Origin of the sequence: Kitasatospora sp. MAA4, assembly GCF_029893355.1 — a bacterium.
Classification (GTDB): Bacteria; Actinomycetota; Actinomycetes; order Streptomycetales; family Streptomycetaceae; genus Kitasatospora.
Window position 1 is genome coordinate 217622 of record NZ_JARZAI010000010.1, and the last position, 12847, is coordinate 230468.

At 74.3% G+C, this 12847-nt stretch carries 1 protein-coding gene (only partly in view); it reads right to left on the reverse strand.

All coding sequences use genetic code 11. From position 1 onward, the window contains the following. Positions 1-12847: the final stretch of a type I polyketide synthase gene (locus P3T37_RS15910; protein ID WP_280724327.1), read on the reverse strand. 15383 nt of this gene lie beyond the right edge of the window; the window shows 12847 of its 28230 coding nt (coding positions 15384-28230); its start codon lies off the right edge, out of view; it ends in the stop codon at positions 1-3.

Genomic DNA, 12847 nt, shown 5'->3' on the forward strand with positions numbered 1-12847 from the left:
TCAGTCCTGCGCGTCATAGTTCTCGTCCTGCTCGGAACCGCCCTGCAGGGCCGCCTGCACCAGGTCGTCGAGGTCCATCGCGTCGATCGAGTCCTCATAACCGTCGCCGTCACCACCACCGGCTGCCTCCGCGGCCAGCTTCAACAGCGGCTCCAGCACGCCGATCCGGCGCAGCTCGGCGACCGAGACGGACGCGAGCAGGCTCTGCACCCGCGCCCGGTCCAGCTCCTCGTTCAGCTCGCCGCCGACCGCGGCGCCGCCGTCCGCCGCCCCCGCCGGTGCCAACTCCCGCAGGATGTGCTCGGCGAGCTCGGCGGGCGTCGGGTGGTCGAAGACGAGCGTCGCGGACAGGCTCAACCCCGTGGCGGCGCAGAGCTGGTTGCGCAGCTCCACCGCGCCCAGCGAGTCGAACCCGAGGTCCCGGAACGCCTTGTCGGCGCCGACGACGTCCGCGCTGCTGTGGCCCAGCACCTCCGCGGCGCGGTTGCGGACCAGCGTGAGAACCGCCGCCCGGCGCCGGGCCTGCGAGAGCCCGGCCAGCTCGGCGCGCAGCGCCGGCGCGGCGGCCGCCGCCTCCGAGGCCTGGTCCAACCCATCGGCCGCGCCCACGAGTTCGGCCAGCAGCCGACTCGGCCGCACCGAGGTGAAGGCGCGGACGAACTGGCCCGGCTCCACGTCGGCCACCACCGTGGTGGGGGCCGAGTCCATGACCGTGCGGCGCAGCGCCCGGACCGCCAACTCGGGGTCCAGCGGCCGGACGCCGCTGCGCTGGGCTGCGCCGGCGGCCCGGTCGTCGGCGGCCATTCCGCCGCCGCCCCAGGCACCCCAGGCGATCGAGGAGCCCGCCAGTCCGCTCGCCCGGCGCCGCTCGGCGAGCGCGTCCAGCATGGCGTTCGCCGCCGCGTAGTTGCCCTGGCCGGGGTTGCCGACCGAGGCGGAGGCGGAGGAGAACAGGGCGAAGACCACCAGGTCCAGGTCCCGGGTCAGCTCGTCCAGCAGCAGGGCGGACCCGACCTTCGAGCGCAGGACCGGCTCGAAGCGCTCGGGGGTGAGGCTGTCCACGACCCCGTCGTCCAGGACACCCGCCGCGTGGACGACGGCGGTCAGCGGCGCCGCTTCGGGGACGGCGGCCAGTACGGCGGCCAGTGCCTCGCGGTCGGCTGCGTCGCAGGCCGCGACCGTGACGCTCGCGCCCAACTCGGCCAGCTCAGCGACCAGTTCGTCTGCTCCGGGGGTGTCCGCACCGCGTCGGCCGACCAGCAGCAGGTGCCGGGCGCCGGCGCCGGCCAGCCCCCGGGCGACATGGGCGCCCAGAGCGCCGACGCCTCCGGTGATCAGCACCGTGCCGTCCGGGTCCCAGGCCCGCGCCGGCGTCGCATCGGCCGCTACCGGGCCGAGCCGCCGGCCGAAGAGGGCGGCCGGGCGGACCGCGACCTGGTCCTCGCCGTCCGGGTCCGCGAGGAAGCCGGTGAGGCGGGCGCCGGTGCGCTCGTCCAGCACCTCGGGGAGGTCGATCGACCCGCCCCAGCGCTGCGGGTACTCCAGCGCGGCGACCCGGCCGAGGCCCCAGACGCCCGCCTGGAACAGGCCGGTGACGGGCTCGGCGGGCGAGACCGCGACGGCGCCGCGCGTCACGCACCACAGCGGCGCCGCAAGTCCGGCGTCGCCGAGCGCCTGGATGAGCGCGGCCGTCAGCGCGAGCCCTGCGGGCACGCTGCCGGTCAGCGTCTCGTCCAGCGCGAGCAGCGACAGGACGCCCGTGAACTGCTCCTCGTTGGCCGCGACTTCACCCAGCCGCTTGGCGATGACAGGACGGTCCAGCTGGTCCGTCGCCAGTTCGAGGCGGACGGCGTCCGGCCCGAGCAGGTCGAGCAGAGCCGCCACCCATGCGGTCTGCCGGTCGGCCGGAACAACCACCAGCCAGCGGCCGGGGTTCCGGGACGGCCGCCCGTGACCGCTGAGCGGCTTCCAGCTGATCCGCTGGCGCCATCCGTCCACGGTGGCCTGCTCGTCGCGTCGCAGGCGCCAGTCGCGCAGGGCCGGCAGGACACGCGACAGCGCGTCGCTGTCGACGTCCAGGGTGCTGACCAGGTCCTCGAAGGACGCGTTCTGCACGGCCGACCAGAAAGCGGTGTCCTCGGTGTTACCGGCATCCTCGGCCGGCGAACCCGCCGCCCAGAACCGCTGGTGCTGGAAGGCGTACGTGGGCAGGTCCACCCGGCGGCCGCCGCTGCCGTCGAGGACGGCGGACCAGCGCGGGCCCGCGCCGTCCACGTGCAGCCGGGCCAGCGCGGTGAGCAGCGTCAGCTCCTCGCCGCGCCCGGCGCGCACGGCCGGGACGGCGACGACGGTACGCGAGGAATCAACCAGGTTGCCCTGGACCATCGCGGACAGCACGCCGTCCGGTCCGAGTTCGAGGAACCGGCTCACGCCGCGCGCGGCCAGCGCCCGCACGCCGTCGCCGAAGCGGACGGTCTCGCGCACGTGCCGCACCCAGTACTCGGGGGTGCAGACCAGTTCGGCCGCCGCCACCTCGCCCGTCACGTTCGACACCAGGGGCACGCTCGGGGCGGCGTAACCGATCCCCCGGGCGACCTGGGCGAAGTCATCGAGCATGGCGTTCATATGCAGGGAGTGAAACGCATGGCTCACCCGCAAACGCCTAGTCTTGCGGCCTTCCGCCGCGAATGCTGCCGCCAGCCGCGTGACCGCAGGCTCGTCGCCGGCGATCACCACGGCCTGCGGGCCGTTGACCGCAGCGACCGACACGCCGTCCAGCCCACCGTCCGACACGCCGTCCGACTCGCCGTCCGACACGCCGTCCAGCAGCCGGCCCAGCACCTCCTCCTCGGTGGCCTGCACGGCCACCATGGCGCCGCCGACGGGCAGTTGGCCCATCAGCCGGGCCCGAGCCGCCACCAGTGTGCAGGCGTCCTCCAGCGAGAACACCCCGGCGACATGCGCGGCGGCTATCTCACCGATCGAGTGGCCCGCCACGAAGTCCGGCCGCACACCCCAGGACTCCACCAGCCGGAAGAGCGCCACCTCCACCGCGAACAGCGCGGGCTGGGTGTACGCGGTGTCGTCCAGCAGCGCCGCCTCGGCGCTACCGGCCTCCGCGAAGAGCAGCTCCCGCAGCGGACGCGGCAGCAGCGCGTCGAAGCGTGCCAGCACCGCGTCCAGTGCCTCGGCGAAGGCGGGGAACCGGCCGTACAGCTCCCGGCCCGTGCCCGCGCGCTGCGAGCCCTGGCCGGAGAACAGGACGGCGGTCCGGCCGCCGGCAGCCTCCCGGCCCTGGACGACCTGCGGCGCGAGGCGCCCGTCGGCCAGCGCCGTCAGGCCCTGCACCAGCTCGGCCCGGTCGTTCGCCAGGACCGTCGCACGGTGCTCGAAGGCAGAGCGAGTGGTGGCCAGCGAGTACCCGAGGTCGGCGACGGTCAGCTCCGGGCGGCCGGCCAGCTGGGCCAGCAGCCGCCCGGCCTGGGCGCGCAGCGCCTCGGGCGTGGCAGCTGACACCGCCACCGGAACCAGGCCGGTGTCGGATGCCTGCTTCACCTGCAACTCATCGGCCGACGGGGCCTGTTCGAGGATCACGTGCGCGTTGGTGCCGCTCGCTCCGAAGGACGAGATACCGGCCCGGCGCGGGCGGCCGGTCTGCGGCCAGGCCCGCTCCTCGGCGAGCAGCTCGACCGCGCCCGCCGACCAGTCGACGTGCGAGGACGGCTCGTCCAGGTGCAGTGTCTTCGGCAGCACGCCGTGCCGCATCGCCATGATCATCTTGACCACGCCGGCGACGCCCGAGGCGGCCTGGGTGTGGCCGATGTTCGACTTGACGGCCCCGAGCAGCAGCGGCCGCTCGGCGTCCCGGTCGCGCCCGTAGGTGGTCAGCAGCGCCTGGGCCTCGATCGGGTCGCCCAGCGTGGTCCCGGTGCCGTGCGCCTCGACGGCGTCCACCTCGACAGCCGTCAGCCCGGCGTTGGCCAGCGCACGCCGGATGACGCGCTGCTGGGACGGGCCGTTCGGCGCGGTGATGCCGTTGGACGCGCCGTCCTGGTTGATCGCCGAGCCGCGCAGCACGGCGAGCACCTCGTGCCCGTGGCGGCGGGCGTCCGACAGGCGTTCCACGACGAGCACGCCGACGCCCTCCGACCAGCCGGTGCCGTTCGCCGTATCGGCGAAGGATCGGCAGCGGCCGTCGGGCGACAGGGCGCCCATCTCGCCGAACTCGATGAAGCCGACCGGGGTCGACATCACCGTCACGCCGCCGGCCAGCGCCATCGAGCACTCCCCGGCGCGCAGTGCCTGCGCGGCCAGGTGGAGGGCCACCAGGGAGGACGAACAGGCGGTGTCGACGGTCACCGAGGGGCCTTCAAGGCCCAGCGTGTAGGACAGCCGACCGGAGAGCAGGCTGGCCGACTGGGCGGTCTCCACATGGCCGATCTGGCCGATCCGGGGACGGTAGTCGCCGCTGCCACCGCCGACGAAGACGCCGGTGTCGCCGCCGCGCAGGGTGGCCGGGTCGACGCCGGCGCGCTCCAGCGCCTCCCAGGCGGTCTCCAGCAGGACGCGCTGCTGCGGGTCGATGACCAGTGCCTCGCGCGGCGACACGCCGAAGAAGGCGGCGTCGAAGTCCGCGACGTCGAACAGGAATCCGCCGTTCTGGGTGACGCTGCGCCCGCGGCCGTCGCGGCCGCCCCGGGCGAGCCGGTCCAGGTCCCAGCCGCGGTCGGTGGGGAAGCCGCCGATGGCGTCCACCTCACCGCGCAGCAGCTCCCACAGATCCTCGGGCGAGCGGACGCCGCCGGGGTAGCGGCAGCTCATGCCGACGATCACGATCGGATCGTCGGACGTCTGGGTCCCGGCGCCCACGAGCGGTGCAGTGTCCGGCAGTTCGCCGAACAGCTCGACCCCCAGGTGCGCCGCGAGGGCGGCCGGGGTCGGGTAGTCGAAGACCAGCGTGGCGGGCAGGCTCAACCCGGTGGCGGCGCTGAGCTGGTTGCGCAGGTCGACCGCGGTGAGGGAGTCGAAGCCGAGATCCTTGAAGGCATGGCCGGACGGGACGGAGTCGGTGTCCCCGTACCCGAGCACGGCCGCCACCTCGGAGCGCACGATCGTCAGCAGCGCCTCACCGCGCTCCGCCTCGGAACGGGCGAGCAGCCCGTCCCGCAGCGCGGCGGCACCGGCCGGGGTGGTCGAGGTCGTCGGCACGGCGATCGCCAAGGCCGCGCGTGCCTCGGGGAGTTGAGCGAAGAGCCGGTTCGGACGGCCCTGCGTGAAGGCCGGCGCGAACCGGTCCCACACGACGTCGGCCACCGTGACCGAGGCCGTCCCGTCACCGACCGCGTGGCGCAGCGCCGCAAGGGCGCGCCCCGGGTCCATCACCGGCAGCCCGTTGAGCCGCAGGTGCTGGGCGAGCGAGGCCGGAGTGGCGTCGCTCCAGGCGCCCCAGGCGACCGACAGCGCAGCTGCGCCGGCGGCCCGGCGGCGCTGGGCGACGGCGTCGAGGTAGGCACTCGCCGCCGCCCCGATCTCCTGGCCCCGCACACCCCAGGTGCCGGCGATCGACGCGAACAGCACGAACGCGTCCAACTCCCGTTCACCGAGGGCGGATTCCAGGGTGTCCAGGCCGGCCTGGAGCAGCGTGAGGTACGCCTGCGGCCCCTCACCCTCGCCCTCGGCAGGCGGCGCTGGGTGACCGGTGTGGATCACGGCGCGCGGCGGGAACTCATCGAGAAGCTCCGCCAGAGCCAGACGATCCGTCAGATCAGTGAAGAAAACCGTTAGTTCAGTGCCGAGATCAGCCAACTCGGCGCGCAGCTCCGCCACCTCGGAGCCGTCCGGTGCGCCCGCGCCGACCAGCAGCACGTGTTCGACTCCCTGACCGGCGAGCCAGCGGGCAACGGGGGCACCGAAGCCGGTCGCCTCGCCGACGACCAGCACGGTCCCGGCCGGGTGCCAGCCGGAGCCCGACGGGTCCGTGCCGGCGCGCACCAGGCGCCGGGCGAAGACACCCGAGGGCCGCAGGGCGACCTGGTCCTCGCCGGACCCGGCCGTCAGCACGCCGCGCAGCCGGGCCGCCGAGCGCTCGTCCAGCACCTCGGTCACGTCCAGCAACCCGCCCCAGCTCAGGGGTTGCTCCAGGGCAGTCACCCTGCCCAGCCCCCAGGCGGCAGCCTGGACAGCGCTGCCCGGCGCCTCGGAGCGGCCGACCGACACCGCGCCGCGCGTCACGCACCACAGCGGCGCCTCCACGCCGGCCTCGGTGAGCGCTGCCACCAGGGCGTCCGGCCAGGTGAGACCGGTGGGCAGCGTCTGGTCATCACAGGCGGCGGCCAGCAGTGAGACGACGCCCGCGAAGGCGCCCTGGTGCTCCTGGAGGCGCCGGACGAGCGCGTCGCGCCCACCGTCGCCGCACTCGACCTCCACCCGCACGGCGTCGTCGCCGAGCGCGCTCAGCAGCGCCGCCGTCCAGGCGTCCTCGGACGTTCCCGCCGGGGCGAGCACCAGCCAACTGCCCGGCAGGGCGGCGGCGGTGACGCCGGCGAGCGGCTCCCAGTCCACCCGGTAGCGCCAACTGTCGACGGCCGAGCGCTCGTTGCGCTCGCGCCGCCAAGCTGACAGGGCCGGGAGCAGCGTCGAGAGCGAACTGTCGTCCAGGTGCAGGGACGAGGAGAGCGAGGCGACGTCCTCGCGTTCCACGGCGGACCAGAACTCGGCCTCCACCGGGTCGGCCGTGCCGTGCGCCGCAGTCGCGGGTGCGCTCTCCGGCCAGAACAGCTCGCGCTGGAACGGGTAGGTGGGCAGATCCACCCGGCGGGCGCCGGTGCCCTCGAACACCCGCGACCAGTCCAGCCGGACGCCCGCGACGTGCAGCCGCGCGAGACCGGTGAGCAGCGCAGCCTCCTCCGGGCGGCCCCTGCGCAGGGCGGGGGCAGCGACTACGTCCTCGACCAGCGCGGACAGCACACCGTCCGGGCCCAGCTCCAGGAACGCCGAGACACCCTCACCCCTCAGCGACTCCAGGCCATCGGCGAATCGCACCGCCTCACGCACGTGCCGCACCCAGTACTCCGGCGTACACACCAGCTCCGGCGAAGCCACCGCGCCCGTCACGTTCGACACCAGCGGAATGCGCGGCGCCTCGAACGACAGACCCGCCACCACCGCCCGGAACTCCTCCAGCATCGGATCCATCAACGGCGAGTGGAACGCATGCGACACCCGCAGCCGGGTGCTCTTGCCGAAGTGCCCGCAGACCGCCTCCACGGCCTCCTCCACGCCGGAGATCACCACCGACGACGGACCGTTCACCGCCGCAATCGACACCAACTCACCCAGCAGCGGCAGAACTTCAGCCTCCGAAGCCCGCAACGCCACCATCGCACCACCCGCCGGCAACGCCTCCATCAGCCGACCACGCGCCGCAACCAGCGCACAGGCGTCCGCCAGCGAGAACACCCCCGCCACATGCGCCGCCACCACCTCACCGATCGAATGACCCGCCACGAAGTCCGGCACCACACCCCACGACTCGACCAACCGGAACAGCGCCACCTCCACCGCGAACAACCCCGCCTGCGCAAAGTCCGTCCGGCTCAACAGCTCCTCATCCTCACCCCACACAACCTCCCGCACCGGCACCTCGAACCCGGCACACACCGCATCGAACGCCTCCGCGAACACCGGGAAACGGGCATACAACTCCCGTCCCATCCCCAACCGCTGAGACCCCTGCCCCGAGAACAACAGCGCCAGCGACCGCTCCACCGCCACCCCCCGCGCAACCTCCACACCATCCACCAGCACAGCCCGATGCACGAAGCTCGTCCGGCCGGCGGCCAGCGAGTACCCCGCGTCAAGCGAGGACAAGCCCGCAAACTGAGCCAGCTGCGACAGCTGCGCATCCAACGCCGCCTCGGACTTCCCCGACACAACCCACGGCACCACCACACCCGCCAGCACGGACCCCTCAGCATCAACTGGCGGCGCCTGCTCGACAATCACATGCGCATTGGTCCCGCTGACACCGAAGGCGGACACGCCCGCCCGGCGCGGCTGCCCGGTCTCCGGCCAGCTCTGCTGCTCGCGCACCAGCGCGACGGCGGCGTCCGACCAGTCCACGTGCGTGGACGGCTCGTCCACGTGCAACGTGCGCGGCAGCACACCGTGCCGCATCGCCAGCACCATCTTCATCACGCCCGCGACACCTGCCGCCGCCTGGGTGTGGCCCAGGTTCGACTTGACGGCGCCGAGCAGCAGCGGCCGTTCCCGCTCGCTGCCGTAGGCCGCGATCAGGGCGTTCGCCTCGATCGGGTCGCCCAGCGTGGTGCCCGTGCCGTGCGCCTCGACGGCGTCGACCTGCGCGGGGGTGATTCCGGCGTCGGCCAGGGCCTGCCGGATCACCCGCTGCTGTGCCCGCCCGTTGGGGGCGGTCAGGCCGTTGGACGCGCCGTCCTGGTTGACCGCTGTCCCAACTACCACCGCCAGCACCGGGTGCCCGTTGCGCCGCGCGTCCGACAGCCGCTCCAACACCAGGACGCCCGCGCCCTCGGACCACGCGGTGCCGTCGGCGGAGTCGGCGAACGCCTTGCACCGGCCGTCGGGGGCGAGGCCGCCCTGCGCGGTGAACTCGATGAACGCGTCGGGGCTCGACATCACCGACACACCGCCGGCCAGCACGAGCGAGCACTCACCGCCGCGCAGCGCGCGGGCGGCGAGCTGGAGGGCGACCAGCGAGGAGGAGCAGGCGGTGTCGACGGTGACTGCCGGGCCCTCCAGGCCCAGCGTGTAGGAGAGCCGCCCGGACATCACGCTGGCCGTGTTGCCGGTGGCGACATGGCCCTGTACCTCGGAGACGCCCCGGCGCAGCACGGTGGTGTAGTCCTGGCCGTTCGTGCCGATGTACACCCCGGTTGCTGTCCCGCGCAGCGAGTCCGGCGCGATGCCCGCGCGCTCCAGCGCCTCCCAGGAGGTTTCGAGCAGCAGCCGCTGCTGCGGGTCCATCGCCAGCGCCTCGCGCGGCGAGATCCCGAAGAAGCGGGCGTCGAACCGGCCGACGCCGTCCAGGAAGCCGCCGGACAGGGTGGCCGAGCCGCCCCGGCCGAGCGCCGCGGTGTCCCAGCCGCGGTCGTCGGGGAATGCGGTGACGGCGTCCTCGCCGCGTACCAGCAGCTGCCAGAGATCCTCCGGCGACTCGATCCCGCCGGGGAAGCGGCAGCCCATCCCGACGATGGCGACCGGGTCGTCGTCCACCGCCCGCGGACCGGCCGCCTGGGTTTCGAACTCGGGGAGTACCCCCAGCAGTTCGGCAAGCAGGTGTTCGGCGAGCAGCAGCGGGTTCGGGTAGTCGTAGACCAGTGTGGAGGGCAGCCGCAGGCCGGTGGTGGCCGTCAGCGCGTTGCGCAGCTCGACGATGGTCAGCGAATCGAAGCCGAGGTCGCTGAAGGCCTGGTCCGGCTCGATGCTCTCGCCGTCCGGGTGGCCCAGGACGGCGGCCACCAGGGTACGCAGCAGGTCCAGGACGAACCGGCCGCGCGCGGACTCCGGCAGCGCGGCCAACCGGGCCCGCAGCTCGGAGTCCTGGCCACCCGCACCGGCCGCCGCCGGGACGGCTCGGCGGACCTCCGGCAGGTCGCCGACCAGCGGGTTGGGCCGCAGCGCGGTGAAGACGGCGGCGAACCGCTCCCAGTCGACGTCCGCCACGACCAGTGCGGTGTCCTCGTGGTCGAGGGCGTTCTGCAGGGCGGCGAGGGCGAGTTGCGGGTCCATCGGTGCGAACCCGCCACGCCGCACGCGCTGTTCGACGCCCGCGCCGTCGACGGCCATCCCGGCCTGCGCCCACGGGCCCCAGGCGATCGAGGTCGCGGGCAGCCCGTCGGCTCGGCGCTGCTCGGCGAAGGCGTCCAGGAACGCGTTGGCGGCGGCATAGTTGGCCTGTCCGGCGGCGCCGAGGGCACCGGCGGTCGAGGCGAAGAGTACGAAGGCGGTGAGCGGGAGGTCGCGGGTCAGCTCGTGCAGATGCAGCGTCGCGGTGACCTTGGGCCGCAGGACGGCGGTGAACTGCTCCGGTGTCAGGGTGTCCAGCACGCCGTCGGCGACGATGCCCGCAGTGTGGAAGACGGCGGTCAGCGGCAGCTGCTCCGGCACGGCCGCCAGCACCTCGGCGAGGGCCGCGCGGTCGGCGGTGTCGCAGGCGGCCAGGGTCACCCGGGCGCCCAGCGCGGTGAGTTCGCGGCGCAGCTGGTCCGCTCCGGGTGCCTGGTCGCCGCGGCGGCTGACCAGCAGCAGGTGCTCGGCGCCGCGGCCGGCCAGCCAGCGGGCGACCTGGCCGCCCACCCCGCCGGTGCCGCCGGTGACCAGCACGGTGCCGGTGGGGGCGAACGCGCGCGGCGCCGTGCGGTCACCGACCGGGTGGTGGACGAGTCGGCGCCCGAAGGTGCCGACGGCCCGGACCGCGACCTGGTCCTCGCCGTCCGTCCCGGCGAGCACGCCCGCCAGCCGCCGGACGAGGCCCTCGTCCAGAAGGTCAGGCAGGTCGACCAACCCGCCCCAGCGCTCGGGCCGTTCCAGGGCGACGGCCCGGCCGAGCCCCCAAACAGCGGTCTGCGCGGGGTCGTTGAGCCGCTCGGAGGGGCTGACCGCGACGGCGCCGCGGGTCAGGCACCACAGCGGCGCATCGATCCCGGCGTCACCGAGGGCCCGCACCGCCGTGACGGTGGCGGCCAGGTCAGCGGTCGGCAGAGCCAGCACACCGGTGAACCCGGCCGCGGTGGCGGCCAGTTCGCGCAGCCGCGACGCCAGCGCCGCGCGGTCCTCGCCGGCGACGGGCAGGCGGACGGTCTCCACGGGCAGGCCGGCGAGCAGCGCGTCGGCCCACTCCTGCTCCGGACCGTCGGCCGGGACCAGGGCCAGCCAGCTGCCGGTGAGCGGGATGGCCACGGTAGAGGTGAGCGGCTTCCACTCGACCCGGTAGCGCCAGCCGTCCACGGCGGACTGCTCGCGGCGCCTGCGGCGCCAGGTGGAGAGCGCGGGCACCATCGCCGTCAGGGTCTCGTCGTCCAGCTCCAGGCTGGAGCCGAGCGAGGAGAGGTCGGCGCGCTCGACGGCCGACCAGAACGCGGCGTCCGCCGGGTCCTCGCCGGTGGCCGGGCCGTGCCCGGTCGGGACGCCGTCCTCCGGCCAGAAGCGCCGGCGCTGGAACGGGTAGGTCGGCAGGTCGAAGCGGCGGACGCCGGTGCCGGCGAAGACCGCCTCCCAGTCCACCGCCACGCCGTGCGCGTGCAGGTGGGCGAGCGCGCTGGTGAGCGTGCGGGCCTCGGCGCGCCCGCGCCGCAGCGCCGGGACGGCGGCCGCGCCCGGGTCTTCGCCGAGGGTCTCGCGCGCCGCGCCGGAGAGCACGCCGTCCGGACCCAGTTCGAGGAAGGTGGTGGTGCCCTGGTCGGCCAGCAGCCGTACGGCGTCGGCGAACCGCACCGTGCCGCGCACCTGCTCGACCCAGTACTCGGCCGAGCCCAGCTGCTCGGCGGTGGCGAGCGTGCCGGTCACCGTGGAGATCAGCGGGATGGCCGGGGCCTGGTAGCTCAGGCCGCGGGCGACGCGGGCGAACGCGTCGAGCATGGCGTCCATCCGCGGCGAGTGGAAGGCATGCGAGACCCGCAGCAGGGTGGCCTTGCGGCCGGTCGCCCCGAAGTGGGCGGCCAGCTCCAGGACCGCGTCCTCGTCACCGGAAACAACCAGCGAGGTAGGCGAGTTGATCGCGGCGATGGAGACGGTGTCGCCGAGCAGCGGCAGCACCTCCGCCTCGCTCGCGCGCAGCGAGACCATCGCTCCCCCGGTGGGCAGCGCGGCCATCAGCCGGGCCCGGGCGGCGACCAGCGTGCAGGCGTCCTCCAGCGACAGCACGCCTGCGACATGCGCGGCGGCCAGTTCGCCGATCGAGTGGCCTGCCACCGCGTCCGGTCGCACACCCCAGGACTCGAGCAGCCGGAAGAGCGCGACTTCGAGCGCGAACAGGGCCGGCTGGGTGTAGGCGGTGTCGTCCAGCAGGGCGGCCTGCGCGGTGCCCTCCTCGGCGAACATCACCTCCCGTACCGCGTACGGCAGTTCGAGGTCGAAGCGGGCCAGCACGGCGTCCAGCGCCTCGGCGTGGACCGGGTGGCGCTCGTAGAGCTCGCGGCCCATCGCCGGGTGCTGGCTGCCCTGGCCGGTGAAGAGGAAGGCCGTTCGGCCCCGACCGGAACGGCCGGTGACCAGAGCGGTGGACGGCAGACCGTCACGCAGGGCGGCCAGCGCCCGCAGCAGCTCCTCACGCTCGGCGGTCACCACGGCCGCGCGGTGGTCCAGGGCCGAGCGGGTGGTGGCGAGCGAGCGGGCGAGGTCGGCGAGCGGTAGTTCGGGACGGTCGGCGAGGAAGGTCAGCAGGCTCTCGGCCTGGGCGCGCAGGGCGCCCTCAGTGCGGCCGGAGAGCACGACGGGGAGGACGTCCACTGAAGCCGATGATGGCGTCAACTCAGCTACGGCAGGCGCTTGTTCGAGGATGGTGTGGGCATTGGTACCGCTCAGCCCGAAGGAGGAGACGCCGGCCCGGCGCGGGCGCCCGGTCTCGGGCCAGTCGACCCGCTCGGTCAGCAGGTCGATGGCGCCCGCCGTCCAGTCCACGTGTGAGGAGGGCGCGTCCACGTGCAGGGTCTGCGGCAGCACGCCGTGCCGCATCGCCATCACCATCTTGATCACGCTCGCGACACCGGAGGCCATCTGGGTGTGGCCGATGTTGGACTTGACCGAGCCCAGCAGCAGCGGACGGCCCTGTGGGCGGTCCTGCCCGTAGGTCGCCAGCAGCGCCTGGGCC